General features: G+C 63.3%; 24 protein-coding genes. 16 read left to right on the top strand and 8 right to left on the bottom strand.

Translation table 11 applies throughout. The features are described 5' to 3' along the window. The first annotated feature begins 35 nt into the window (after positions 1-35). From lrp to purF, 7 genes are all read left to right on the top strand, one after another. The gene (lrp, locus tag H7R73_RS13350) at positions 36-527 is read left to right on the top strand and encodes a leucine-responsive transcriptional regulator Lrp (protein WP_005300047.1); all 492 of its coding nucleotides are present in this window, start codon (positions 36-38) and stop codon (positions 525-527) included. 189 nt (positions 528-716) lie between these two features. Then, positions 717-3221: a DNA translocase FtsK gene (locus H7R73_RS13345; protein ID WP_103260007.1), complete on the top strand. Its 2505-nt coding sequence runs from the start codon at positions 717-719 to the stop codon at positions 3219-3221. Between the two features lie 77 nt (positions 3222-3298). After that, positions 3299-3907 (top strand): outer membrane lipoprotein chaperone LolA, encoded by a 609-nt coding sequence (gene lolA, locus H7R73_RS13340; protein ID WP_039039163.1) that lies wholly within the window; start codon positions 3299-3301, stop codon positions 3905-3907. A gap of 67 nt (positions 3908-3974) precedes the next feature. After that, positions 3975-5312 carry a replication-associated recombination protein A gene (locus tag H7R73_RS13335; protein WP_041211365.1) on the top strand — a complete coding sequence of 446 codons (1338 nt, stop codon included), beginning with the start codon at positions 3975-3977 and terminating at the stop codon, positions 5310-5312. A gap of 280 nt (positions 5313-5592) precedes the next feature. After that, positions 5593-6888, top strand: a complete 1296-nt coding sequence (gene serS / locus H7R73_RS13330; protein ID WP_103260008.1) for a serine--tRNA ligase — start codon at positions 5593-5595, stop codon at positions 6886-6888. A gap of 175 nt (positions 6889-7063) precedes the next feature. Next, positions 7064-7555: a CvpA family protein gene (locus H7R73_RS13325; RefSeq protein WP_010674522.1), complete on the top strand. Its 492-nt coding sequence runs from the start codon at positions 7064-7066 to the stop codon at positions 7553-7555. An 18-nt stretch (positions 7556-7573) separates the two neighbouring features. Next, the gene (gene purF, locus H7R73_RS13320; protein WP_010674523.1) at positions 7574-9094 is read left to right on the top strand and encodes an amidophosphoribosyltransferase; all 1521 of its coding nucleotides are present in this window, start codon (positions 7574-7576) and stop codon (positions 9092-9094) included. Between the two features lie 90 nt (positions 9095-9184). Here purF and H7R73_RS13315 read toward each other — a convergent pair whose 3' ends face one another. Then, positions 9185-10615: a 6-phospho-beta-glucosidase gene (locus tag H7R73_RS13315; protein WP_103260009.1), complete on the bottom strand. Its 1431-nt coding sequence runs from the start codon at positions 10613-10615 to the stop codon at positions 9185-9187. A gap of 31 nt (positions 10616-10646) precedes the next feature. After that, positions 10647-12101 carry a PTS cellobiose/arbutin/salicin transporter subunit IIBC gene (gene ascF, locus H7R73_RS13310; RefSeq protein ID WP_103260010.1) on the bottom strand — a complete coding sequence of 485 codons (1455 nt, stop codon included), beginning with the start codon at positions 12099-12101 and terminating at the stop codon, positions 10647-10649. A gap of 253 nt (positions 12102-12354) precedes the next feature. Here ascF and H7R73_RS13305 point away from each other — a divergent pair, with 253 nt between their 5' ends. Together H7R73_RS13305 and miaE are read left to right on the top strand one after the other, a co-directional pair. Next, positions 12355-13365, top strand: a complete 1011-nt coding sequence (locus H7R73_RS13305) for a LacI family DNA-binding transcriptional regulator (protein ID WP_103243232.1) — start codon at positions 12355-12357, stop codon at positions 13363-13365. Positions 13366-13458: 93 nt separating this feature from the next. Then, positions 13459-14217: a tRNA isopentenyl-2-thiomethyl-A-37 hydroxylase MiaE gene (miaE, locus tag H7R73_RS13300; protein ID WP_103260011.1), complete on the top strand. Its 759-nt coding sequence runs from the start codon at positions 13459-13461 to the stop codon at positions 14215-14217. A gap of 138 nt (positions 14218-14355) precedes the next feature. On the opposite strand, the gene H7R73_RS13295 is transcribed toward miaE, so the two are convergent. The 6 genes from H7R73_RS13295 to pspF all read right to left on the bottom strand — a co-directional run bounded on the left by H7R73_RS13295 (position 14356) and on the right by pspF (position 21099). Beyond that, positions 14356-15141, bottom strand: coding sequence for a peptide ABC transporter ATP-binding protein (locus tag H7R73_RS13295; RefSeq protein ID WP_039039015.1), 786 nt, complete (start codon positions 15139-15141; stop codon positions 14356-14358). A gap of 82 nt (positions 15142-15223) precedes the next feature. Beyond that, positions 15224-16222: a peptide ABC transporter ATP-binding protein gene (locus tag H7R73_RS13290; protein ID WP_010674529.1), complete on the bottom strand. Its 999-nt coding sequence runs from the start codon at positions 16220-16222 to the stop codon at positions 15224-15226. A 79-nt stretch (positions 16223-16301) separates the two neighbouring features. Beyond that, positions 16302-17195, bottom strand: a complete 894-nt coding sequence (locus tag H7R73_RS13285; RefSeq protein ID WP_010674530.1) for an ABC transporter permease subunit — start codon at positions 17193-17195, stop codon at positions 16302-16304. Positions 17196-17284: 89 nt separating this feature from the next. Next, positions 17285-18244: an ABC transporter permease gene (locus H7R73_RS13280; RefSeq protein WP_103260012.1), complete on the bottom strand. Its 960-nt coding sequence runs from the start codon at positions 18242-18244 to the stop codon at positions 17285-17287. 76 nt (positions 18245-18320) lie between these two features. Beyond that, a complete protein-coding gene (sapA, locus tag H7R73_RS13275) occupies positions 18321-19916 on the bottom strand; it encodes an ABC transporter substrate-binding protein SapA (protein ID WP_010674532.1) in 1596 nt (531 codons plus the stop codon). A 136-nt stretch (positions 19917-20052) separates the two neighbouring features. Further along, positions 20053-21099, bottom strand: coding sequence for a phage shock protein operon transcriptional activator (gene pspF, locus H7R73_RS13270; RefSeq protein ID WP_103260013.1), 1047 nt, complete (start codon positions 21097-21099; stop codon positions 20053-20055). A gap of 196 nt (positions 21100-21295) precedes the next feature. Here pspF and pspA point away from each other — a divergent pair, with 196 nt between their 5' ends. The 7 genes from pspA to H7R73_RS13235 all read left to right on the top strand — a co-directional run bounded on the left by pspA (position 21296) and on the right by H7R73_RS13235 (position 26640). Further along, the gene (gene pspA / locus H7R73_RS13265) at positions 21296-21976 is read left to right on the top strand and encodes a phage shock protein PspA (protein ID WP_010674534.1); all 681 of its coding nucleotides are present in this window, start codon (positions 21296-21298) and stop codon (positions 21974-21976) included. Between the two features lie 3 nt (positions 21977-21979). Further along, positions 21980-22216: an envelope stress response membrane protein PspB gene (pspB, locus tag H7R73_RS13260; RefSeq protein ID WP_005300084.1), complete on the top strand. Its 237-nt coding sequence runs from the start codon at positions 21980-21982 to the stop codon at positions 22214-22216. Between the two features lie 106 nt (positions 22217-22322). Then, the gene (gene pspC / locus H7R73_RS13255) at positions 22323-22727 is read left to right on the top strand and encodes an envelope stress response membrane protein PspC (RefSeq protein WP_039039018.1); all 405 of its coding nucleotides are present in this window, start codon (positions 22323-22325) and stop codon (positions 22725-22727) included. A 72-nt stretch (positions 22728-22799) separates the two neighbouring features. After that, positions 22800-24206, top strand: a complete 1407-nt coding sequence (locus tag H7R73_RS13250) for a YcjX family protein (protein ID WP_103260014.1) — start codon at positions 22800-22802, stop codon at positions 24204-24206. Positions 24207-24255: 49 nt separating this feature from the next. Next, complete coding sequence (locus H7R73_RS13245; RefSeq protein WP_103260015.1) at positions 24256-25299, top strand: YcjF family protein; 1044 nt, start codon at positions 24256-24258, stop codon at positions 25297-25299. Positions 25300-25465: 166 nt separating this feature from the next. Next, positions 25466-26260, top strand: a complete 795-nt coding sequence (gene phhA / locus H7R73_RS13240) for a phenylalanine 4-monooxygenase (protein ID WP_103260016.1) — start codon at positions 25466-25468, stop codon at positions 26258-26260. Between the two features lie 41 nt (positions 26261-26301). After that, complete coding sequence (locus tag H7R73_RS13235; RefSeq protein WP_042863781.1) at positions 26302-26640, top strand: 4a-hydroxytetrahydrobiopterin dehydratase; 339 nt, start codon at positions 26302-26304, stop codon at positions 26638-26640. The last annotated feature ends 54 nt before the right edge of the window (positions 26641-26694 follow it).

Genomic DNA, 26694 nt, shown 5'->3' with positions numbered 1-26694 from the left:
ATTCTTACCAAAAAATAGCCAAAGGATGGAATTAAATGATGGAAGCTAAGAGTCGGCTAAAGGATTTGGACAGGATTGACCGCAACATTCTGAATGAACTGCAAAAGGATGGCAGGATTTCGAACGTTGAGTTGTCCAAACGAGTTGGCCTGAGTCCCACACCGTGTCTGGAACGGGTTCGTCGCCTGGAGCGACAAGGGTATATCGAAGGATATGCCGCCATTCTGAACCCTCATTATCTGGACGCGTCTCTGCTGGTGTTCGTGGAAATTACTCTCAATCGTGGCGCCCCCGATGTGTTCGAGCAGTTCAACAAGGCTGTTCAGGTGCTCGAAGAGATCCAGGAGTGCCATCTGGTGTCCGGTGATTTCGACTATCTGCTCAAGACCCGCGTCAGCGACATGTCCGCTTACCGCCGCCTGCTGGGTGAAACCCTGCTGCGTCTGCCGGGCGTGAACGACACCCGCACCTACGTGGTGATGGAAGAGGTCAAACAGAGCAGTCGTCTGGTGATCAGCACCCGATAAGCGGGGTTGTGCTGTGACTTGCAAGTTCCATGACGAGTCACGATAGTCAGAAACGAGCGGCCGGTCCGCTCGTTTCTTCTTATAGAGAGTTTCAGGCCCGCCCTCAGGCACTGGCTGACAATCGGTGGGCTTTTCAGGGATACTAGGCCCCCTATCCCCGCATTCATGTTTTCACAAAGGAGCCGGAGTTTGGCCGATAAAAAGCTGTTTACTCCTTTATCAGGTACACAACGGATCTTCGAGGCCGTCTTGATCGCCATCACCCTGATGGCTGCCTATCTTTTGCTTGCCCTGCTGACCTACCATCCCGCCGATCCCGGCTGGTCGCAAACCTCCTGGCAAGGGGAGGTGAAAAACCTCGCGGGCAGCGCCGGTGCCTGGCTCGCCGACATCACCATGTTTACCTTCGGGGCCTTCTCCTATCTGGTGCCCCCTCTGGTGGTGCTGCTTGGCTGGAGCCTGTTCTGGCGCCCGAGCAAGCTGCTGGAAGTGGACTACCTCACCCTGTCGGTACGGATCATCGGCTTCGTGCTGACGGTGCTTGGCATGTCCGCCATCGCCAGCATGAACTTCAACGACTTGCAGAACTTTTCCGCCGGCGGCCTGGTGGGGGATGTGATCGCCTCCGCCGTGGTGCCGCTGTTTGGCGGCGTGGGGGCCAACCTGATGCTGCTCTGCTTCGTGGCGACCGGCATCACCCTCTTTACCGGCTGGTCCTGGCTCACCATTGTCGAGCGCATCGGTGCTGCCTGCACCGGCTCTGTCAGCGCCATCTACCATTTCCCCACCACTCTGGGCCGCTGGCTCACCGGTGGCTGGCGCCAGCCCCGCTATGAGGGGCCGGATCCCCTGCTGGAAGGGGGCGTGGGCAGCTTCCAGCAGGAAGAGGATGACGAAGACCCCCACGGCAGCTGGACACGCAACCCCAAGGCGAAGAATCGCGCTCAAAAGACAAAAGCTGACGAATGGCTGCCGGAGCTTGACGAAGACACCTTCCAGTTCGATCCGCAGTTTGACGACGAAGAGGACGAGGCTCCGGCGCCTGCCGCCAAGGGCAAGCGCGTGGCCAATGGCCGTCCGCGTCCTGCCGTGCGCCAGGAGGAAGATGACCTCGACTTGCCCTGGGCGGAGGGGGATGACGAACCCGATGCTCCCGTTGCCGCGGCGCCGGTGAAAGCCAAGCGCCGTCCCCAGCCCGGTCTGGCCCCTTTGCCGAGCATCGATCTGCTGGACAGGCCGCCCACCAAGACCCAGATGATGAGCAAGGACGAGCTGGAGCGCATGGGCCGGCTGGTGGAGGCGAAGCTCGCCGATTACAACGTGCAGGCCAAGGTGGTGGGCGTCTATCCCGGTCCCGTCATTACCCGCTTCGAGCTGGACCTGGCGCCGGGCATGAAGGCGAGCAAGATCACCAATCTTTCCCGGGATCTCGCCCGTTCTCTCTCTGCCAGCAGCGTGCGGGTGGTGGAAGTGATCCCGGGCAAGACGTTCGTCGGGATCGAGCTGCCCAACCGGGTACGCCAGACCGTCTACCTGCGGGAAACCCTCGACTGCGAGGCGTTCGCGGCCAGCCGCAATCCGCTCACCATGGGGCTGGGTCAGGACATCGCGGGGGAACCCGTGGTGGTGAACCTCGCCAAGATGCCCCACCTGCTGGTGGCCGGTACCACGGGCTCGGGCAAGTCGGTGGGGGTGAACACCATGATCATCTCCATGCTCTACAAATCCTCCCCCGAGGATCTGCGCTTCATCATGATCGACCCCAAGATGCTGGAGCTCTCGGTCTATGAAGGCATTCCGCATCTGCTGACCGAGGTGGTCACCGACATGAAGGATGCCGCCAACGCCCTGCGCTGGTGCGTAGGCGAGATGGAGCGTCGTTACAAGCTGATGTCCGCGGTCGGGGTGCGCAACCTCAAGGGGTACAACGACAAGGTGCTGGCCGCCATCGAGGCGGGGGATCCCCTGGTCGACCCCCTGTGGCGTCCGGGCGACTCCATGGATCAGATGCCGCCGGAGCTGGAAAAACTGCCCCACATCGTGGTGGTGGTGGACGAGTTCGCCGACATGATGATGATCGTCGGCAAGAAGGTGGAAGAGCTTATCGCCCGTATCGCCCAGAAGGCGCGGGCGGCCGGTATTCACCTTATCCTCGCGACCCAGCGTCCGTCGGTGGATGTCATTACCGGCCTCATCAAGGCCAACATCCCGACCCGTATCTCCTTCCAGGTGTCGAGCAAGATCGATTCGCGCACCATCCTGGACCAGGGGGGCGCCGAATCCCTGCTCGGCATGGGTGACATGCTCTACATGCCTGCCGGCACCTCCAACCCCACCCGTGTCCACGGTGCCTTCGTCGATGACCACGAGGTACACAAGGTGGTGGCGGACTGGAAACTGCGTGGCGAGCCGGATTACATCGACGAGATCCTCTCCGGCGAGTCGGACGGCGAGGGCGGCGGTGGCGACTTCGGCGGGGGCGGCGATGAAGAGCTCGATCCCCTGTTCGACGAGGCGGTGGCCTTCGTGGTGGAATCCCGCCGTGGCTCCACCTCCAGCGTCCAGCGCAAGTTCAAGATCGGTTACAACCGGGCGGCCCGTCTCATCGAGCAGATGGAAAACCAGGGCATCGTCAGCGCCCCGGGCGGCAACGGCCAGCGCGACGTGCTGGCACCGCCGCCGGTTCGTGACTAAGCCTAACCCCTGTATCATTCTGGCCATGCCCTCTGCGGGCGTGGCCTTTTATCGAGAACCTCCCTATGAAGAGCCTGATGAAAAAACAACTGTTGATGGGTTCCATTCTGCTGGTCGCCAGCAGCCAGGTATGGGCCGATGCGGCCAGCGATCTCAAGGAGAAGCTCTCCTCCGTCAATGTCTTCTCCGCGACGTTTGCCCAGACTGTCTATGACAGCAAGGGCAAGGAGCTGCAAAAGGCGAGCGGTTCCCTGCTGGTGCAGCGACCCAACCGCTTCAACTGGCACACTACCTCCCCGGACGAGAGTTTGATCGTGGCCGATGGCAAGGATGTGTGGGTGTACGATCCTTTCGTCGAGCAGGTCACCGCCCTCAAGATGAAGGATGCGGTGCTCAACACCCCCTTCGTGCTCATCGCGGGCAACGACAACAGCCTCTGGAAGAACTATGACGTGACCCAGGAAGGGGATGTCTATACCGTCACCAGCCGCAACAAGGACGAGCTGATCGCCTCCTTTCGCATCACCTTCGACCGTCAGAACAACATCAGTCGCTTCGACGTGAAAGAGGCCCAGGGCCAGTGGAGCGAGTTCACCCTGAGCAGCTTCAACCGCAAGCCGGTGCTCAAGGGCAACGAATTTGTCTTCAAGATCCCGAAGGGGGTCGAGCTGGACGACCAGCGCTGATGAGCCAGCCGTTACCGGCGTTATCGTCTGACCGGGTGTTGTTTATGACCGATCAGATGCAAGGTCAATGCAGATGAGCAATTTATCCCTGGATTTCTCCTCGGACTTTCGTCCGCTTGCGGCCCGGATGCGGCCGCAAACCCTCGAGCAGTACATCGGCCAGCAGCATATCCTGGGGCCGGACAAGCCCCTGCGAAAAGCGATCCTGGCGGGGCACTGCCACTCCATGATCCTCTGGGGGCCCCCCGGCACCGGCAAGACCACACTGGCAGAACTGGTTGCCCACTACTGCCAGGCGGAGGTGGAGCGGCTCTCGGCGGTCACCTCCGGCATCAAGGAGATCCGCGCGGCCCTCGACAAGGCGAAGGAGAACGGCTGGCGCGGGGTGCGCACCATCCTGTTCGTGGATGAAGTCCACCGCTTCAACAAGAGCCAGCAGGATGTCTTCCTGCCCCACATCGAAGACGGCACCATCACCTTCATCGGCGCCACCACCGAGAACCCCTCGTTCGAGCTCAACAATGCGCTGCTCTCCCGGGCCCGGGTCTATCTGCTCAAGAGGCTGGAGGAGCAGGACATCCTCGCCATGATCGATCAGGCGATGCAGGACCCGCGCGGTCTCAATGACCCTAGCCTGCGCTTTGCCCCCGGGGCCAAGGAGGCGCTGGCGAAAGCCGTGGACGGGGACGGGCGCAAGTCTCTGAACTATCTGGAGCTCCTGGCCGACATGGCCGAGGCCGACAGCTCAGGGGCGCGGGTGATCGACAGTACCCTGCTCGCCGCCGTGGTGGGAGAGCACGTGGCCCGTTTCGACAAGGGCGGCGATCACTTCTACGACCTCATCTCGGCGGTGCACAAGTCCATTCGCGGCTCGGCGCCGGATGCGGCCCTCTACTGGTATGCCCGCATGGTGAGCGCCGGCTGCGATCCCCTCTACATCGCCCGCCGCTTGCTGGCCATTGCCTCGGAAGATGTGGGCAACGCCGATCCCCGTGCCATGCAGGTGGCGCTCTCGGCCTGGGACTGCTTCCATCGCATCGGCCCGGCGGAAGGGGAGCGGGCCATCGCCCAGGCCATCGTCTACCTCGCCTGCGCCCCCAAGAGCAATGCGGTCTACACCGCCTGGAAGGCGGCGCTTCATGACGCCAAGAACCTGCCGGACTTCGAGGTGCCGCCGCACCTTCGCAATGCCCCTACCAAGCTCATGAGCGAGCTGGGCTACGGCGCCGAGTATCGCTACGCCCACGACGAGCCGGGGGCCTATGCCGCCGGCGAGCAGTACTTCCCCCCGGAGCTTGCCGGCAAGCAGTACTATCAGCCCACCGAGCGGGGGCTTGAGAAGCAGATAGCCCAGAAGCTCGACTATCTGCATGAGCTGGACAAGCAGAGTCCGCGCAAGCGATAGGAAAGACCTTCAAGCCCCTTGCCCGGAAAGCGCACGGCAGGGTTATCAGGGGAGGGGGGCCCGGCAAAAACGGGCGCAATAGTCCCTGTTCGGGCGGGGGGGCGGTCTGCTACACTGCCCGTCTGACCCCGGTTGTCTTGGCCTTGCACCATCTTCTTGATTTCGAAGGCCCGATTCCGAAGGCAAAGGGGTGCGCCAACCGATGTTAACTTCCGGATCTGTTTCCCAACCCGGTCACGATGACCCGGGCCCAGATCCCATTAAAAAAAGTAGGTAAACCATGCTGGATCCCAAATATCTGCGCAGCGACATCACCGAAGCTGCCGCTCGTCTGGCGACACGTGGCTACGTTCTGGACGTAGCGGCGGTCAATGTTCTGGAAGAGAAACGCAAGGATCTGCAGTCCCGCACCCAGGAGCTGCAGGCCGAGCGCAACGCCCGCTCCAAGTCCATCGGTGAGGCTGCCCGTCGTGGTGAAGATGTTGCCCCCCTCAAGGCCGAGGTGACCAAGATCAACGACGAGCTCGAGACCAGCAAGGTCGAGCTGGAGGCCCTGCTGGCCCAGCTCAAGGGGATCGCCGACGCCATCCCCAACCTGCCGAGCGAGACCACCCCGGTGGGCCGTGACGAGAGCGACAACGTGGAGGTCCGCCGCTGGGGTACCCCGCGTGAGTTCGATTTCCCGGTACGCGATCACATCGATCTGGGTGAGGCGGCCAAGGGGGTCGACTTCAAGAACGGCGTCAAGCTCTCCGGCGCCCGTTTCGTGGTGATGAAGGGCCAGATTGCCCGTCTGCACCGCGCCCTGGCCCAGTTCATGCTGGACCTGCACACCCTGCAGCACGGCTACACCGAGTGCTACGTGCCCTATCTGGTCAACCCGGACAGCCTGTACGGCACCGGCCAGCTGCCCAAGTTCTCCCAGGACCTCTTCAATACCGGCATCGAAGGGGAAGGGGAAGACGAAGGCAAGGTGCGCAAGTTCTCCCTCATCCCGACCTCCGAAGTGCCGCTCACCAACATGGCCCGTGACGAGATCTTCGACGAGCAGGAGCTGCCCATCAAGATGACCGCCCACAGCCCCTGCTTCCGCTCCGAAGCGGGCTCCTACGGTCGTGATACCCGTGGCCTCATCCGCATGCACCAGTTCGACAAGGTCGAGATGGTGCAACTGGTGCACCCGGAAAAATCCTGGGATGCCCTGGAAGAGATGGTGGGTCACGCCGAGAAGGTGCTGCAACTGCTGGAGCTGCCGTATCGCGTGATGGCGCTTTCCACCGGTGACATGGGCTTCTGCGCCGCCAAGACCTACGATCTGGAAGTGTGGCTGCCGGCCCAGAACACCTATCGCGAGATCTCCTCCGTTTCCAACTGCACCGACTTCCAGGCGCGCCGCATGCAGGCTCGCGTGCGCATCGACGGCAAGCCGCAGCTCATTCACACCCTGAATGGTTCCGGTCTGGCGGTGGGTCGTACCCTGGTGGCCGTGCTCGAGAACTACCAGCAGGCAGATGGCCGCATCGCCATCCCGGCTGCGCTGCAATCCTACATGGGCGGCCTGACCCACATCGGGTAAGCGCTCGTTGCAGACGACAACGCCATGGCATGCCATGGCGTTGTGCATTCTGGGCCCGGGAAACCCGCCGCAAGGGGAAGGGATAGCTCCCTTCGGGCCTGTAACACAATTTTATCAAGCATTGCGCAATCGTTTTTGTTAGACTGCGCCGCAATTTCGCAGGACATCTTTTTCTATGGTCTGGATTGATTACGCCATCATCGGCATCGTCGGTTTCTCCGCCCTCATCAGCCTGGTGCGCGGCTTTCTCAAGGAGGCCATGTCTCTGGTCACCTGGTTCGTCGCCTTTTTCATTGCCAGCCATTTCTATCCTGATCTCGCCGTCTATTTCACCTCTTTCTCCGATGCCATGGTTCGCAACGGTCTGGCCATCGCCGCCCTGTTCGTGGCGACCCTGATCCTCGGCAGCGTGGTGAACTACGTGGTGGGCCTGCTGGTGGAAAAGACCGGGCTTTCCGGCACCGACAGGGTGCTCGGGGTCTGTTTTGGCGCCATTCGCGGGGTGCTGATCGTCAGCGCCCTGCTGTTTTTCATGGATACCTTCACCAGCCTCTCCCAGAGCGACTGGTGGGTGGCGTCCAGGCTGGTGCCGGAGTTCAAGCCGGTGATCCAGTGGTTTTTCGGGTTCATGATGAACTCGTCCAGTTTTCTTCAACAGGTACAGTGACTTCGAGGTAGCAAAGACATGTGCGGTATTGTCGGTATAGTTGGCACCACCCCCGTCAATCAGGCCCTCTACGACGCCTTGACGGTGTTGCAGCACAGGGGACAGGATGCCGCCGGGATCGTGACCATTGACAGTGGAAACTTCCGGCAACGCAAGGCCAACGGTCTGGTGAAGGATGTGTTTGAAGTGCGCCACATGCAGCGCCTGAAAGGGAATATCGGCATCGGACACGTCCGTTATCCCACCGCAGGCAGCTCCAGTGCGGCAGAGGCGCAGCCGTTTTACGTGAACTCCCCCTACGGCATGGTGCTGGCCCACAACGGCAACCTCACCAACGCCAAGGAGCTCAAGGAGCAGCAGTTCAAGGTGGCCCGCCGCCACATCAACACCACCTCGGACTCCGAAGTGCTGTTGAACGTGCTGGCCCACGAGCTGGACTTGTGCGACAAGATGGCGCTGCGTCCGGAAGATATCTTCTCGGCGGTGCGCAAGGTGCACCAGCAGATCCGCGGCGCCTATGCCGTGGTCTCTCTGGTGATCGGCCACGGCCTCATCGGGTTCCGTGACCCGAACGGCATTCGCCCGCTGATCCTGGGTCGCCGGGTCGACGAGCAGGGGCAGGTGGAGTACATGCTCGCCTCCGAGAGCGTGGCCCTCGACGCCATCGGTTTCGAGACGGTGCGTGACGTCGCCCCGGGCGAGGCCATCTACATCACCGAGCAGGGCCAGCTCTTCTCCGAGCAGTGTGCGGAGAACCCGCAGATGAACCCCTGCATCTTCGAATACGTCTACTTCGCCCGTCCCGACTCCTTCATCGACAAGGTCTCCGTCTATGCCGCCCGCCTCAACATGGGTCGCAAGCTGGGCCAGAAGATCGCACGGGAGTGGGACGATCTCGACGTGGACGTGGTCATCCCCATCCCCGAGACTTCCTGCGACGTGGCGCTGGAAATCGCCCACACCCTGGGCCTGCCGTACCGTCAGGGCTTCGTGAAGAACCGCTACATCGGCCGTACCTTCATCATGCCGGGCCAGACCCAGCGCAAGAAGTCGGTGCGCCGCAAGCTCAACGCCATCAGCTCCGAATTCAAGGGCAAGAAGGTGTTGCTGGTGGACGACTCCATCGTGCGGGGCACCACCTCCGAGCAGATCATCCAGATGGCCCGTGAAGCGGGTGCCGCCAAGGTCTACTTCGCCTCGGCCGCGCCGGAAATTCGCTTCCCCAACGTCTACGGCATCGACATGCCCACCGCCAACGAGCTCATTGCCCATGGCCGTGAAGTGGAAGAGGTGTGCAAGCTTATCGGTGCCGACGGCCTCATCTTCCAGGATCTGGAAGATCTGGAAGAGGCGGTGCGGGAGATCAACCCCGAGCTGCGCCATTTCGAGACCTCGGTCTTCAACGGTCACTATGTGACCTCCGACGTGGATCAGGGTTATCTGGACCACCTCAATGCCCTGCGCAGCGACGACAACAAGGCCGTGCGCGAGTGGCAGGAAGGGACCAGCAACCTCGAGATCTTCAACGAAGGCAGTTAAACGTTTTCAGATTGCCAGCGTGATGAACAACAGGGGGGCCTCGGCCCCCCTGTTGCATGGATGCGCCTTGCGGCGAAACTGAGGGGGGCCTCAGGCCAGATCCTCCCCGTTGCTCGCGATCACCTTCTTGTACCACCAGAACGACTTCTTGCGCCGGCGGGCCAGGGTGCCATGGCCGGCGTCGTCCCTGTCCACGTGGACGAAGCCATAGCGCTTGCTCATCTCCCCGGTGGAGGCGGAGACGAGATCGATGCAGCCCCAGCTGGTGTACCCCATCAGGGGCACGCCGTCCTCGATGGCGTCCCCCATGGCCTCGATGTGGGCGCGCAGGTAGTCGATGCGGTAGTCGTCCTCTATCTCCCCTTGCTCGTTCACTTCGTCCACTGCACCCAAGCCGTTTTCCACCAGGAAGAGGGGCTTCTGGTAGCGATCGTGCAAGGTGTTGAGGGTGATGCGAAGGCCCAGGGGGTCGATGCCCCAGCCCCACTCGCTCACCTCGATGTGGGGATTGCGCAGGGACTTGACCACGTTGGCCTCGCTGGTGTTGCCCGCATTCATGTCGGCGGCGGCGCAGCGGGAGGCGTAGTAGCTGAAGGAGACGAAATCCACGGTGTGCCTGAGGATCTCGTCATCTTCCGGCTCCTTCACCAGAGTGACCCCCTTGTCACGAAACACCCTCTGCGCATAGGCCGGATAGGCGCCCCTGGCCTGCACGTCGATGAAGAGGAGGTTCTCCCGATCTTTCTGGAGGGCGGTCCAGACGTCGGCGGGTTTGCAGGAGTAGGGGTAGAAGTTGCCCCCCGCCAGCATGCAGCCCACCTGGTTGGCCGGGTTCACCTCGTGGGCGATCCGGGTCGCCAGGGCGCTGGCCACCAGCTCGTGGTGGGCGGCCTGATACTTCACCTGATCCTGGTGTTCCCCTTGCTCGAACACCAGCCCCGCCCCGGAGAAGGGGCTGTGCAGCAGGATGTTGATCTCGTTGAAGGTGAGCCAGTACTTCACCAGGCCGTCGAACTGCTCGAAGCAGGTGCGGGCGTAGCGGGTGAAAAACTCCACCATCTGGCGGTTGCGCCAGGAGCCGTACTCGGTCACCAGGTGCATGGGCACATCGAAGTGGCACAGGGTCACCAGGGGCTCGATGTTGTACTTTCTGCACTCCTCGAACACCGCACGGTAGAAGGCGATGCCCTCGGCATTGGGCTCGCGCTCGTCTCCCCTGGGGTAGAGACGGGCCCAGGCGATGGAGGTGCGAAACACGGTGAAGCCCATCTCGGCCATCAGGGCGATGTCCTCCCGATAGCGGTGATAGAAGTCGATGGCCCCGTGGCTTGGGTAGAACTCGTCATCTTGCAGGGTGATGCGCTTCTCCTGGCCCAGTTTGACCGCCATGCGGCGCGGGCCGTGGGGGATCATGTCCACCGTGGTCAGCCCCTTGCCCCCCTCGAGATAGCCGCCCTCCGCCTGATTGGCGGCCAGGGCACCGCCCCAGAGAAAGCCCTCGGGAAATCTTGTTAACGACATTGGTTACCTCTTGTCATGTCTGAATGGGGTGTCACAGCCCGGCCTGCGCCTGGCTGGTGGCGACGGGTTGCACGGGCTCGGCGCGGGGGGCCGGGCTCTCGACCGGGATGTCCTCGAACCCCATCACCAGGGTCAGCACGAAGGAGAGCACCACCGAGAGGGCCATCACGCCGAACACCCAGGCGATGGTCATGGGGTTGGCCGGATCGAAGAACTGCACGCTGGTAAAGAGCCCGGGGGCGGCCATGGAGTGGCTGGCGAGCCCCGCCATGCCGGCGACGGCACCGCAGACAAAGCCGCTGATGAGGCTCGCGATGAGCGGACGCTTGAGGCGCAGGGCCACACCGTAGAGCGCGGGTTCGGAGATCCCCGCCATGATGGCGGAGGCGGCCGCCGCGAGCGCCGTCTGGCGCAGTTCCGGGTTTCGGGTGCGCCAGGCCACCGCCAGGGACGAGCCGCCAAGAGAGAGATTGGCGCCGATTTCGGAGGGCATCACCATGCCTTCCTTGCCGGTCTCGGCGATGGTCTGGATGATGGTCGGGGTGAAGACGCGGTGCATGCCGGTCATCACCAGCAGGGGCCAGAGCGCCCCCATGATGGCCACCGACAGCCAGCCCAGGTAGTCGTGGACCGTGTAGACCAGGCCGGAGATGGCGGTGCCAATCCAGATGCCGACGGGGCCGATGAAGAGGATGGCCAGCGGCGCCGCGATCAGCACGATCAGCATGGGTTTGAGGAAGTTCTTGGTGACCGCCGGGGTGATGCGGTCGACCCAGCCTTCGATGTAGGAGAGGCACCAGGTCATCACCAGGGCCGGAATGACGGTGTAGGTGTATTTGACCGCGGTCACCGGGACCAGGGCGAAGGTCACCTGCTCCCCTTCGGCGGCTCTGGCCATCAGCTCGATGAAGCTGGGGTGCACCAGCACGCCTGCGATGGCGATGGCCAGGGACATGTTGGTCTTGAACTTGACGGCGGCGGAGGCGGCCACCATCAGGGGCAGGAAGAAGAAGGCCCCATCCCCGGCCACCGTGAGGATGGTGAGGGTCGAGGAGCCTTTCTCCAGCACGCCGGTCATCTCCAGCACCATGGCCAGCAGCTTGAGCATGGAGCCGCCGATGATGGCCGGGATGAGGGGGGACATGGTGCCAATCAGGGCGTCGAGGATGGCAGCGCCCATGCGGCGCAGGCTCCAGCCAGCGGAAGCCTCCGGAAGCGGAGTCTGCCCGCCGCCCTGGGGCAGCAGGGCCAGCACCTCGCGATAGGCGTGGGAGACGGTATTGCCGATGATCACCTGACACTGGTTGTCCGCCTGCACCACCCCGAGCACGCCCGTGATGGCCTTGAGGGCAGGGCCATTGACCCAGGCGGGATCGCCGAGCACAAAGCGCAGCCGCGTCATGCAGTGGGTCACGGCGACGACGTTGTCGGCGCCGCCGAGTGCGGTGATGACGGTACCGGCCAGAGCCGCATAGTTTTTTGACATCGAGGTAGATCCTTTTCACCAAGTGGGCCTGCTCGCCCCCGCCGCCGCGAAGGGCGGGAACGCGCATGAAACTGAATGTGGAACCGGTTCCACATAGAGTGCGCGGCCTGAGCGCGGGAGACAAGCACCTTGTGCAGCGAGCGTCCGGATCCGTGAATGGGATCACTGAACCCGGGCCAGCACACCATTCGTGCGACGACAAGCCGGGGGCGGTGCAGTACACTGCGCCCCGTTACGAGCAAGGGAGAACACAATGACGACGATGCTGGAGGTGGCAAGGCGGGCAGGGGTGTCGAAGGCGACGGTCTCCCGGGTGTTGTCGGGCAATGGTTACACCAGCCAGGAGACCCGGGACCGGGTGCAGCAGGCCATCGAGGAGTGCGGCTATCGCCCCAACCTGGTGGCGAGGCAGCTGGCGACCAGGCACACCCGGACCCTGGGACTGGTGGTCACCAACACCCTCTACCACGGCGTCTACTTCGGCGAGCTGCTCTCCCAGGTGGCGCGGATGACCGAGGATCGCGGGCGCCAGCTCATACTGGCGGACGGCAAGCACAGCGCCGACGAGGAGCGCCAGGCCATCCAGTATCTGCTCGATTCCCGTTGCGATGGCGTCATCATCTATCCGCGCTTTCTTGGGGTGGAGGAGATGGACGAGATCATCGAGCAGCATGAGCAGCCCATCATGGTGCTCAACCGGCGTCTGAGCCGCCATCCGGCCCACTGCGTCTATGCGGATCAGCAGGCGGCGGCGGAGGCGGTGGTGGACAAGCTGGTGGCCATGGGGCACAGGGAGATCGCCTTCATCGCAGGCTCTGCGGATTCCCCCACCGGCGCCGAGCGCCTGGCCGGCTACCGGCAGGCGCTGATCCGGCACGGCATTCCGGTGCAGGAGACCTTGATCGCCCCCGGCAAATGGACCCCCGCCTGTGGCGCGGCCGCCGTCTCGGCCCTGCTGGCGCGAGGCGCTCGCTTCAGCGCCCTGGTGGCCAGCAACGATGACATGGCGATCGGGGCCATCAAACGGCTGCACGAAGCCGGTGTGATGGTGCCTGACGAGGTCTCGGTGGTGGGGTTTGACGACATCCCCCTGGCCCCTTACGTCATTCCCGCGCTGTCGAGCGTCAAGATGCCGGTGAACGGGATGATCCAGGAGACCATCAACCGCCTGATCACCATGGTGGAGGAGGGGAGTCGGGACGCACTGCCCGCCTTCAGCGGCACCCTGATCCGCCGCGACTCCCTCAGGCGTCTGACGGGCTGAGCCATGATGGCGGTGGGCAGGCCGGGCGGGATCCGTTAGCATAGGCCCCCCGGCGCCAGGCGCCGCGTGTCGTATCAACAGATGAGAGTTCAGATGGATGACCTGTTAGCCCCCGTTCGCCAGTTCCTGCATTGCGAGACCCCGGATGAGTGGGTGGAAATGGCGCGGGATCCCGCCCAGTTGCCGACCCTGCTTATCGATCACGCCAACTGCGAGAACAAGGCGGCACTCACCGCCCACAGCCTGGTGCGCCGCTACTGCCTGCCCAAGGAGAAGCGTCACCTGCTGCCCAAACTGACTTTCTACCGGAAGCTCGATGCCTTGCCGGAGAAGGCGGAGATCCTCGGCAAGCGCACCATGGGCGAATCAGACAGGAGCGTGTTTGCCGAGCTGGAGCGCAATCCCCTGCTGTTCCCCATGGTGCGCCTCATCCAGGAGGAGCTGCACCACTTCGAGCAGGTGCTGGAGATCATGGCCGCACGGGGCATCCCCTATGGTCCCGTCACCGCCTCCCGCTATGCCCGCAGCCTGCTGACCCATGTGCGCACCTACGAGCCGGCGGCCGTGGTGGACAAGATGATCATCGGTGCCTATATCGAAGCGCGATCCTGCGAGCGTTTTGCCAGGTTGGCCCCTCATCTGGACGAGGAGCTTGGCCGCTTCTATGTCTCCCTGCTGCGCTCGGAGGCGCGTCACTATCAGGACTACCTGGCCCTGGCACAGACGTTCGCAGACGAAGACATCAGCGAGCGGGTGTCCTTCTTCGGTCGCCTGGAGGCCGAGCTCATCTGTTCGCCGGATCCGCAATTCCGGTTCCATAGCGGACTGCCTGTCAGATCTGACAGTTGTTGAGGTGACGGGGGCTGCCTACCATTCCCCTGTTCCTACTACGAGCGACGCAATCACTTTTTGAGCGCAATCCCCCGGCGACTGATGAGACATCAGGCCGGGTTTTTTTATGTCTGGCGCAAGGGAAAACGCGCCGCGGGATCAGCGGCGGTATTCGTTGTTGTAGTTCTGAATGAGGCGGCGGGTGACGTCGTGCTGGGGGTCGGCGAAGACCCGCAAGGTCTTGCCGCGCTCCACCACACGCCCTTCGTGCATCACCAGCACCTCATCGCTGATGTGGCTCACGATCCCCAGATCGTTGGCCACCAGCACATAGCTCAGCCCCATGGTCTCCTGCATCTCCAGCAGCAGGTTGATGATCTGGGAGCGTACCGAGATATCCAGGGTCGAGAGCGCCTCGTCCGCCACTACTATCTTGGGATTGAGGATGAGCGCCCGTGCCAGCCCCACCCGCTGCTGCTGGCCGGCGGAGAGCATCTGGGGATAGAAGAGGGCGTGGTCGGGCAGCATGCCCACCATGCGCAGGGTCTGGATCACCTTCTCCCGGCGCTCCTCCTCGCTCAGGGCCGTGTTGAGGCGAAGGGGGGTCTCCAGGATCTGGCCGACCCGGATTTTTCGGTTAAGGGAGGTGTTGGGGTCCTGGAAGATCATCCGCAGCAGCTTGCAGCGTGTCTGGTAATCGCCGTGGACCATGGGTTGCCCCTCGATGGCGATCTCCCCGCCGCTCGGTTCAATCATGCCCGCCAGAATGCGGGCCAGAGTGCTCTTGCCCGAGCCCGCCTCCCCGACGATGGCCAGGGTCTGGCCCACCTCGAGATCGAACGAGAGGGGCTTTATCGCCTCCACCGCGCGGCGCCTGAACAGGCCGGTGCGGTTCTGGTAGGTCTTGCACAGGCCCCTGACCTGCAACAGGGAAGGTTCGGTCACGACGTGGTCTCCTTGGGTGTGCTCGCCGGATAGAGGGGCTGACGGGGCGGGCAGGTGCCCCGGATCAGGGTCTGGTGCCGGTTCATTTCTTCGGTTCTTCCATGTTGAGGGGGAAGTGGCAACTGAACTGATGCCCCTTGACCTTGCTCATCAGCGGCGTCTGCACGCACTGCTTCTGGGCGTAGGGGCAGCGTGGGCCGAGGCGGCAGCCGATGGGCAGATGCTGCAGCGGCGGTATCACCCCGGGCAGGGTCTCGAGCCGGGACTTGTGGCGCACCAGTTTGTCAAAGTCCGGGATGGATTTGAGCAGGGCATCCGTATAGGGGTGGTGAGGGGATTCCAGGATCTGGTCCCGGGTCCCCACTTCCACCATCTGGCCGCAATACATGATGTTGAGGGTGTCGGTCAGGTTCGCGATGGCGGCGATGTCGTTGCTGATGATGAGGATGGTGGTATTGCCCAGCTTGTTCATCTTGTCCAGCAACCGCAGGATCTGGGAGTGGGTAGTGGACTCCATGGCGCTGGTGGGCTCGTCCGCCACCAGCAGGCGCGGCTGGTTGGCGATGGCCATGGCGATCATCACCTTCTGGCACATGCCGTCTGACAGCTCGTGGGGATAGGCCCGCATCACCTTGCGGTGATCCTTGACCCCGACCCGGTGCAGCAGGGCGATGGCCCGCTTCTTGCGCCACTGGAAGCGCTGCCAGAACTTGCCGGTGAAGGCGCTGGTGGGGATGGCCTCTTCGAGCTGGGTGCCTATCTCCTCCGAGGGGTCGAGGCAGCTGATGGGGTCCTGGAAGATCATCGCTATCTCCCGCCCCATGATGCGGCGCCGCTCCTTGGGCGCCATGGTCAGCAGGTCCATGTCGTTGAAGCGCATCCGGTCGGCGCGCACCGTCCAGTTGTCCTTCTGGATGCCAACGATCACCTTGGCCACCAGGCTCTTGCCCGAGCCGGATTCCCCCACCAGCCCGCGGATCTCCCCCTCGTTCAGGGTCAGGCTGACTCTGTCCACCGCCTTGACCTTGCCCTGGGGGGTGTCGATTTCGATGGTGAGGTTGCGTATGTCGAGCAGGGGCATCAGCAATGTCTCCCGTTCAGGGCGCAGCCGGGTCGCTCAGGGCGTCCGGGGGCGGGGATAGATAACAAGACTGGCAACATCAGTCGTTCCCCTCTTTGAGTGCTTCGCGAATGCCTTCGCCCACCAGGTTGGTCACCAGCACGCTGAACAGAATGGCCATCCCGGGCAGGGTCACCGTCCAGGGGGCCAGATAGATAAGATCGCTCGAATCGGCCAGCATGGCACCCCACTCCGGCTGGGGAGACTGGGCCCCGAGACCGAGGAAGCCCACCGCCGAGATGTCCAGGATGGCGGCGGAGAGGGTGCGTGTGGTCTGGGTCACCAGGGTCTCGACGATGTTCGGCAAGATGGCCAGACGCATGATCCGCTGGGGCGGAGAGCCGTCGAGGCGGCTGGCGATGATGTACTCCTTCTGCATCTCGGCGTGGACCGCGTTGTAGGTGGCCCGGATGAAAGGCGGTATCAACGCGAGCGTGATGGCGATCAGGGTGTTGAACAGACCCGGCCCCAGGATGGCCACGACGATGATGGCCAGCAGCAGGGACGGGATGGAGAGCAGGGTATCGAGCAGGTGATGGAGCACGCTCGACTTCACCCCCTTGCTCATGCCGCCGAGGATGCCGATGGCCGAGCCGATGACCAGGGCGATGAGCACCACCAGCAGGGCGTTGCCGAAGGTGAGCCTGGCCCCGGCCACCAGACGGGAGAGGATGTCGCGCCCCAGATCGTCGGTTCCCAGGAAGTAATCGATGTTGCCACTGTTGGCCCAGGAGGGGGCGAGCAGCAGGTGGTTGCTGTGCTGATCGTCGATGCCGTAGGGGATCACCAGGGGACCGATGAGGGTCACCAGCAGCAGCAGCCCGAAGCACCAGAGCCCCGCCATGGCCAGCGGGTTGCGTCGGTAGGAGGCCCAGGTCTGCTCCAGGGGGGAGAGGATCTTGAGCTCCGGATAGATGTTCGATTTATCGTGCATGATGCAGGCTCCCGTGCTGGTCGCAAGGGGATGGGCACGCCTGTGCGCCGGTGGCCCATGGGCCGCCGTGGCTCATCCACAGACCGCAATCAATCTTGTCTTGCATAGAGTTCTTTACGCCGTGCCGGATACATGATGGTGGTCAGCAGATCGGTGCTGACGCTGATGAAGATGACGAAGCTCGCCACCACCAGGAAGGCGCCGCGGATGGCGGCATAGTCCTGCAGCGCGATGCTGCTCACCAGCCAGCGGCCGATGCCGGGCCAGTCGAACACCACCTCGGTGATCATGGCGGAGGTGAGCACACTGCCAAGTTGCAGCCCCAGCAGCGGCAACACCGGGGGCAGGGCGTTTTTGAGCCCGTGACGCCAGACGATCTGGCGGCGGGAGAGTCCGCGGCTGGCGGCGGCCTTGATGTAGTTCTGTTTCATCACGTCGATGAGGGAGCTGCGCACGTGGCGGATCACCTCGGTGGTGGGCACCACGGCCAGCACCAGGGAAGGCAGTACCAGATGGCGCAGGGCGTCGTGCAGGGCCGCTTCCCGCCAGGGCTCCTGGCTCATCAGCACATCGACGATGGCGATCCCGGTGATGGAGGGCACGTCGTAGAGCAGGCTGATCTGGCCGGAGGAGGGGAGCCAGCCAAGATCCAGGGAGAAGAACATCACCATCAGCAGCCCCAGCCAGAAGACCGGGATGGCATAGCCGACGAGGCCGGCGGCCATGATGGAGAGGTCCGGGCTGCGCCCCTGATAGAGGGCCGCCAGGGTCCCAAACGGGATCCCCACCAGCAGCGAGATGGCAAAGGCCGCGAGACACAGGGTCAGGGTCGCCGGGAAGTAGTGACGAATTTCGCCCAGCACCGGCTGGCCGGAGACGCTGGAGAGGCCGAAATCACCGACGGCGATGCGTTGCAGGAAGTTCGGGTAGCCGTGCCAGAAGTCCAGCACCTGGCCGACGAGGCGAAACTCCAGCAGGTAGGCCCCCATGGTCAACACCAGCAGGGTGATCACCAGCAGGGTGATGCGGCGGAGAATATAAAAAAACATGCTTATGCCTCCGCGCCGGGGTGCGTCGATGGGAAGGGGGGCCAGATGCCACCGATGGGATGGATATCCGCCATGTTCACTCCCGATGGGCCTGGTTGAAGGTGGTGCCGCCAAAGGGCATCAGGGTCAGCCCCTGAATGTCGCTGCGGCTCACCTGGGTGCGCAGGGCATGGGCCAGCGGGATGAGTGGCAACTGTTCGTTGAGCAGCGACTGGGCATAGTAATAGTTGCGCAGGCGGAAGGCGAGCTGCGGGGTGGTCACCGCATCGTCCAGCAGCTGATCAAACGCCGGGCTGCACCAGCGGCTGTAGTTGTTGCCCCGCTCGACGGCGGCGCAGCTCAGCAACTGGCGGAAGAAGTTGTCCGGATCCGCGTTGTCGGCGATCCAGCCCGAGAGCAGGCTGTCATATTGTCCATGGGCGAGCCGGGTTTCGATGACCGGCCAGGCCTGCTGCACTATCTTGAGGCTCACCCCAATCTTGGCGAAATCGCTGCGCATCAGTTGCGCCGTCTTGAGGCCGTCCGGGTTGTAGGGACGGGCGCCGGGTTGCACCAGCACCTGCATCTCGAAGCCGTTGGGGTAGCCCGCGTCCTTGAGCAACTGGCGAGCGAGCTTGAGATCCGGCTTGCGCTGGGGCAGGGAGGGGTTGTAACCCCAGGAGAGGGGCGGCAGCAGGCTGGCGGCGCTCTGGCCGGTCTCGAAATAGACAGCCTGCAGCAGATTCTGCACATTGATGGCGCTGGCGAGGGCCTGGCGCACCTGCACCTTGTTGAAAGGGGCCTTGCGGGTATTGAGGGCGAGGAAGGCGACGTTCATCCCCGACTGCACCGACAGATCCAGGTGGGAGTCTTTGTCTATCACCGACAGCTGGCTGGCAGAGGGGGTGCTCATCACGTCGCACTCGCCGGTCAGCAGCTTGGCCAGGCGCTTGGAGGATTTGGGGGTGATGTCGTAGATGAGCTGCTCCATTCTGGCCTCGCCGCCCCAGTAGCCGGGGTGGCGCAGGTAGCGCACGAACTCGTTGTGGCGATACTCCTTGAAGCTGAAGGGGCCGGTGCCGATGGGGCGGCTGTCCAGCAGCGCCGGGGTGCCGGCCTTTAGCATCTGCTCCCCGTACTCGGCGGAGAGCACGATGGCGTAGTCGCTGGCCAGGGTGGCGAGGAAGGAGGCATCGGGGCGGTTCAGCTCGAACACCACCTCATAGGGCCCCTTCTTGTAGACCCGCTTGATGAGGTTGCCGAGCCCCAGGCTGTAAAAATAGGGGTACTCGCCGCCGGAGACGGCGTGGAAGGGGTGGTGTTCGTCCAGCAGACGCTGCCAGGTGAACAGGACGTCGTCGGCATTGAAGTGACGGGTCGGGCTGAACCAGGGGGTACGGTGGAAGGTCACTCCCTTGCGCAGGGTCAGGGTATAGGAGAGGCCGTCCTCGCTGCTTTGCCAGCGGGTGGCGAGCCCCCCTTCGATGCCGAGGGTGTTGGCATTGACCTCGAGCAGGCGATCGTAGATGGGACGGGCACTGGCATCCAGGGTCGCATCCGAATTGGCAAGCTGCGGGTTGAAGGTTCGGGGTGCCCCTTCGGCACAATAGATGAGCCCGGTTTTGGAGGCTTCATCGCGTTTCTGACAGCCGCTGACCAGGACCAGGAGACCAAGCAGCAGGGGGGTGAGCATTCTCATGTTGGAACCATGTTTTCAGACAAAGTTGCCCACCAGGGGGCGGGCGCGTTGCGGGGGGCGACCGGGCAGGCGCTCCCGTCGGGGGTGACGTGCGCCGCGTTATCCGCGCGCACAGACCCGGTGCCAGGCATCAGCCCGCCTCCTGGTTGCCACTGTTGTCATCCCCGTCCAGCAATTGATATTTGCGCAGCATCCCCCGGAACTGGTGATAGCTCAGGGCCAGCAACTGGGCTGCTTTGCGCTGATTATACTGGGATTGCTGCATCGCTTGCTTGAGTAAATTAATCTCGTACTCCGCCACCGCCCCTTTGAGATCCAGCGGCAGGGTCAGGGTCGGGACCGTTTCTGCCGAGGTCGGCGCGTCCGTGGAAGGGGCGGCGTCACCTCGGGCACGGGGGCGCCAGGGGGAGTCAAAGGGATTGAGCACCAGCTCCGCCAGCGGCAGCTGGGGGTTGCCCTGGCGATAGAGGCTGCGCTCCACCACGTTCTTGAGCTCCCGCACGTTGCCCGGCCAGGGATAATCTTGCAGCAGCTGGGTCGCCTTGCGCGAGAAGCCGGCAAAGAGCGGATACCCCAGCTCCCGGGTCATGCCGTGGGCGAAGTGCTCCGCCAGCATCAGGATGTCCTCGCGCCGCTCCCGCAGGGGGGGCAGGGTGATGACGTCGAAGGCGAGCCGGTCCAGCAGGTCGTGACGAAACCGTCCTTTCTCTGCCAGTGCAGGCAGATCCTCGTTGGTGGCGCACACCAGCCGCACATCCACCTTGAGGGGCTTGGCACCGCCCACGCGTTCGAACTCCCCGTACTCGATGACCCGCAGCAGTTTTTCCTGCACCCGGGCGCTGGTGGTGGCCAGCTCGTCGAGGAACAGGGTGCCGCCGTCGGCCCGCTCGAAGCGCCCCTGATGACGCTTGGCGGCGCCAGTGAAAGAGCCCGCCTCGTGGCCGAACAGCTCGGTCTCCAGCAGGCTCTCGCTCAAGGTGGCACAGTTGATGGTGACAAAGCTTTGATCCCAGCGATCCGAGAGATAATGTAGGCGGTGGGCGATGAGCTCCTTGCCGGTCCCCCGCTCGCCGATGATGAGTACGGGCTTGCGCAGCGGCGCGAGGCGCGATGCCTGCTCGATGATTTCTAGAAATGCGTTGGATTCACCCAACAGACTTTCCGTGGCCGTGGTCATCCCTGCCCCTGTGAGTTGAAAAATCTGGTTAATCTTACCAAAAGTTGGTTATTTTAATCATCACTTGTTTCCCCGGGACTTGAACTGCATTCTGAGTGCCCATATAAATCAACAAGTTAAATATTGTTCCAGATTGGCACACAAGTTGCCATTGTCAATGGAGACACAACCCGATGCCTATCACAGGAGTACAATCATGAGCATTTTTTCTCGCCTGGCCGACATCATCAATTCCAATCTGACGGCCCTGCTCGACAAGGCGGAAGATCCCCAGAAGATGGTGCGTCTGATCATCCAGGAGATGGAAGATGAACTGGTGAAGGAGCGCTCCAATCTGGCCCGCTTCCTCGCGAATCAAAAAGAGATCGGCCGTCAGGTGAGCCGCCATCAGGAGCGGGTCGCCGAGTGGCAGGGCAAGGCCGAGCTGGCCCTGACCAAAGGGCGCGAAGATCTGGCCCGGGCCGCCCTCATCGAGAAGAGCAAGCAGGCGGAGCTTGCCGACGCCCTGTCTCGGGAACAGCAGGCGGTGGACAGCGGCATCGAGAAGCTGGGGGAGGAGATCCGCCAGCTGGAAGCCAAGCTGGAAGACGCCCGTGCCCGCCAGAAGGCGATGGCCATTCGCAGCGAAGCCGCCAGCAGCCGTCTCAATGTGCAAAGCCAGGTGGCCCGTGGCGACAGCCAGGCCGTGGTGAGCAAGTTCGAGCGCATGGAACGCCGCATCGACGAGATGGAAGCCCGCGCCGATCTGGGGCAGTCCGACAAGGCGCTCGCCCAGCAGTTTGCCGAGCTGGAAGCGGACGACCAGATCAGCCGCGAGCTGGAAGCCATGCGCCAGAAGCTGGGCCAGCACAATCCGGCACCGAAACAGGGAGAGTAACAGATGGAAGATCTGCTGGGTGTATTGATGGTTCCCATGGTGGTCTTCATGGTGGTGGTGGCCCCCATCTGGCTGGTGCTGCACTACCGCGCCAAGGGACGCATTGGCGCCGGTCTTGCCGATGGTGAGCGTGAACAGCTGCAGGGTTTGCTGGTGCGTGCCGAGAAGATGCAGGAACGGGTCGGCGCCCTGGAGTCGATTCTGGATGCCGAGGTTCCTGGTTGGAGAAACAAGGTATGACGGTTTTCAATGAGAGGTGTCATGACCGTGGCAAAAAGCCGGAGCGGACCGGAACCGTATTGGCGTCGATTCTGGATGCGGAAGTCCCCGGTTGGAGGAACAAGGTATGAACAGTGTCAGTCGTGAAGGGCGCAACCTGTACCGGGATCCCCAGCGGGGCAAGATTGCCGGGGTCTGTGCCGGTCTGGCAGAGTACTTCGGGGTGGAGACCTGGATCGTGCGGCTGCTGGCCATCAGTGGTCTCATCTTCGCCGGTTTCATCACCTTCACCGCCTATATTGCCGCCTGGTTCTTGCTCGACAAGAAGCCGGTCACCCTCTACTCCCAGGAAGATGTCGAGTTCGCCGAGGTGCGGATGAAGGCGCGCAGCTGGCAGGCAGGCGTCACACCTCATCAGGCCCTTGCCCGCATCGGCCAGGAGCTGGATGCACTGGAGCCCAGGGTGCAGCGCATCGAGAAGCTGGTGACCTCCAAGGAGTTCACCCTGCAACGGGAGTTCAGCAAGCTCTAATCGTGCCGGGCCGCGAGGATACTGCCTCGCGGCCGTCTCTCTGATGTGATCACAAGGAGAAGAAGACCCGCCTTGATACGCAACAAACTCGAACACTCCTGGTCGGTGCTCCAGCACAAGGCCGTTGACGCGGTGAACCGGGCCCGGGATCGCCACATCCGGCTGGCGGTCACCGGCCTCTCTCGCAGTGGCAAGACCGCGTTTATCACGGCGCTGGTCAATCAACTGGAGCACGCGGCCATCGATGGTCGTCTGCCGCTCTGGGACGCCCAGCGCCAGGGACGCATCCTCGGTGCTCGCCGGGTGCCCCAGCAAAACGTCCACATTCCCACCTTTCCCTATGAACGGGGCCTCGATGCCCTGTTTGGCGATCCGCCCGCCTGGCCCGCGCCGACCCGGGGGGTGGCCGAGGTACGCCTCGAGATCCGTTATCGCACCCGCCATCCGCTGCGTCGGCACCTGGGGGAGATCTCCACCCTCTATGTGGATCTGGTGGATTATCCCGGGGAGTGGCTGCTGGATTTGCCGCTGCTGGATCTGAACTACGAGCAGTGGAGCGAGCAGGTGCGGGAGCAACTGTGCCGCCCCGAGCTGCAAGCCCTGGCGGCAGGCTGGTTGACGCCGCACTGGCAGGCGGATCAAGCCTTCGAGGAGCGCGCCGCCAGCGAACTGGCCGCCCGCTACACCGATTATCTGCACGCCTGCAAGCAGGGGCTCGGGCTTCACCTCATCCAGCCCGGGCGTTTCGTGTTGCCCGGCGAGTATGCCGGTGCGCCGCTGCTGCAATTCGTGCCCTGGGTGTGGGAGATGCCCACACACTCCCCCGAAGACGGCACCCTCTACGCCACCTTCAAGCAGCGCTTCGAGCAGTACAAGCAGCATCTGGTACAGGGCTTCTATGAGCAGCACTTTGCAGGCTTTGATCGCCAGATCGTGCTGGTGGACTGCCTGGCGCCCCTCAATGCCGGTGCCGCGAGCTTTGGTGACATGCAGCAGGCCATCGCCCGCATCATGGAAAGCTTCGCCTACGGCAAGAGCAACTGGTGGCGCCGCCTCTTCTCCCCGCGCATCGACAAGCTGCTGTTTGTGGCGAGCAAGGCCGATCACGTCACGCCGGAGCAGCACGGGCCTCTGGTGTCGCTCCTGCAGCACCTGGTGAGCCGTGGCCGGGGTCAGGCCCGCTTCGAGGGGATAGAGACAGAATGCCTGGCGCTCGCCGCCATCAAGGCCACTGAGGTGGGCAAGGGGGTGGCAAACGGACGGGAATTTCCCGCCATTCGTGGCACTACCCTCTCGGGCGAGCCCTTGCTGCTCTTCCCGGGGGAGGTGCCTGCCCAGATCCCGCCTGCGCAGTGGTGGAAAACTCAAGGGTTTGATTTTCAGGCCTTTCGCCCGCTGCCTATGAGCGCCCATCAGGCGCTCCCCCATATCCGGCTCGATGCGGCGCTGGAGTTCCTGCTCGGGGATCACCTCGAATAACGGGTGGGTGACCCGCTGTGCTCGAGGGGCGCCCACAGGAGAGAATGCGATGAACGATCAGACAAGATGGCGCACCGATGACGCCGCTCCCCTGCAAGGCAAGGTGACGCTGGAGCCCGCGCCCTCGGTGGCAAGCGAAGTGCAGCCACCGGCCCCGGCCCGGCGGCTGGAAGAGGAGAGCTTCGAGCCTCTGGACGCGCTGGACGAGCTCACCGAGGTGGAACCCGCGCTTACCGTCAGGCCTCGGCGCCGTCATCGTCTGCTGGCCTGGGGGCTGGGTGGGGTGGGGCTGCTGTCCCTTGGCCAGTTTGGCGCTTTTCTGGTGGATCAGTTTGCCGCCTCCCCCTTCTGGGGCGGCGCCTGGTTGCTTGCCTCCGGCCTGGTGGCGGTGGGGACCGCCGGGGTGGCGGGGAGCGAATGGCTGCGGCTGCGCACCTTGAAGCGGCGCCAGGATGTGCGCTCAAGAGCCGAGGATCTGCTGGCCCATCAGGGGGGGGGTCAGGGGCAGGCCTTCTGCGAGGCCCTGGCCGAGAAGAGCGGTGACAAGGGGCGGGAAGAGTATCGCACCTGGCTATCCCAGCTTGACGAGAGCCACAACGATCGGGAAGTGCTGACCCTCTACAGCCAGCTGGTGCTCACCGAGCGGGACAAGCTGGCCCAGGCCCGCGTCGCCAAATGGTCGGGGGAGGCCGCCGTGCTGGTGGCCCTGAGCCCGCTCGCCACCGTCGACATGATGCTGATGCTCTGGCGCAACCTGCGGATGATCGAGGACATCGCCGATGTCTACGCCATCGAGCTCGGCTACTGGAGCCGCATCCGCCTCATTCGTAAGGTGTTTCGCAACATGCTCTATGCGGGGGCCACCGAGCTGGTGACCGAGGTGGGAATGGATCTGCTGGGGGCCGAGCTGACCGCCAAGCTCTCCGCCCGCGCTGCCCAAGGGGTCGGGGCCGGGTTGCTCACCGCGCGCCTCGGGATGCGTACCATGGAAGCCTGTCGTCCGCTCCCCTGGTGTGCCGACGAGAAGCCGAAACTGGGCGAGCTGCGCAAGCGGCTGATCGGCCAGTTGGTGGGTTATCTCAACAAGTCGTGAGGTGGCTGGCACCCGACATGGATGTCACAAATTATTTACAATTGTCACAAGCAGCCGACCCCGGGGTCGGCTGCTTTTTTGAGGGGCAAACCGTTACAGTGATCCCATGACTCAACGGCCAGTGACCGCCCGGATGGCGGCTGGCACCCGAAGGATGGGAGCACTCATGGCAAGTCTCTACACGGCCCGCCAACCGGATGGGCAGGGCCGGATCCACTACACGGACGAGGAGCACGGCACCTGGCGGATCCTGATTGCACGCCAGCTTGCGGCGCTCGATGGCAAGGCCTGCGACGAATACCAGGCCGGGTTGGCACGCCTCGACCTGCCTCTGGACCGCATCCCCCAGCTAGGCGAGATCAACGCCGCCCTGATGCCCGCCACCGGCTGGTCGGTGGCGGCGGTGCCGGCACTCATCTCCTTTGATCACTTCTTCGCGCTGCTCGCTGATCGCCGTTTTCCCGTCGCCACCTTCATTCGCCGCCGGGATGAGCTCGACTACCTGCAAGAGCCCGACATCTTCCACGAGATCTTCGGCCACTGCGCCATGCTGACCAACCCGGCCTTTGCCCACTTCACCCACCTGTATGGTCGGCTCGGACGCCATGCCAGCAAGGAGGAGCGGGTCTATCTGGCGCGGCTCTACTGGTTCACGGTGGAGTTCGGTCTCCTGCAGGGGGAGGAGGGGCTGCGCATCTACGGCGGCGGCATTCTCTCCTCCATCGGCGAGACCGCTTATGCCCTCTCGGGCAAGCCCGAGCTGCAACCCTTCGATCTGCTGGAGATCCTGCGTACCCCCTATCGCATCGACATCATGCAGCCGACCTATTTCGTGCTGCCTCGTCTCGATACCCTCTATGGTCTGGAGGGGCAGGGGATCATGGCGGCCGTGGCCGAGGCCCGTCGTCTTGGCCTGCGTCCACCCCGCTTTGCCCCCGTTGCCGGCAAGCAGGCGAGCTGACCCGTATTCATTCCCACGATGTTTCATGAAAGGAGTCCCGAATGACTGAACTGGCGAGTCAACGATGCGAGGCGTGCCGCGCCGATGCCCCCAGGGTGAGCGATCAGGAGCTGGGGGAGCTGATGCTCCTCATCCCCGACTGGCAGCCCCTGGTGGTCAACGGCGAGCTGCAACTGCGTCGTGAATTTGTGTTTCGCAACTTCAAGGAGGGGCTGGCGTTCACCAACCGCCTCGGAGAACTGGCGGAGGCGGAGTTCCATCATCCGGCGATCTTGCTTGAATGGGGCAAGGTGACCGTGAGCTGGTGGACCCACAAGATAGGCGGCTTGCATCGCAACGACTTCATCATGGCAGCCCGCACCGACGGTCTGATGAAGTAACCGCCGTCTGGCGCCAGCGCAGACAGGGCCTGCCCGGTGAAAGCGGGGCAGGCC

Source organism: Aeromonas sp. WP2-W18-CRE-05 (assembly GCF_014168615.1).
Lineage (GTDB): Bacteria > Pseudomonadota > Gammaproteobacteria > Enterobacterales > Aeromonadaceae > Aeromonas > Aeromonas caviae.
The sequence above is the reverse complement of the archived record's forward strand: the minus strand, read 5'-3'. Positions and strand labels throughout refer to the sequence as shown.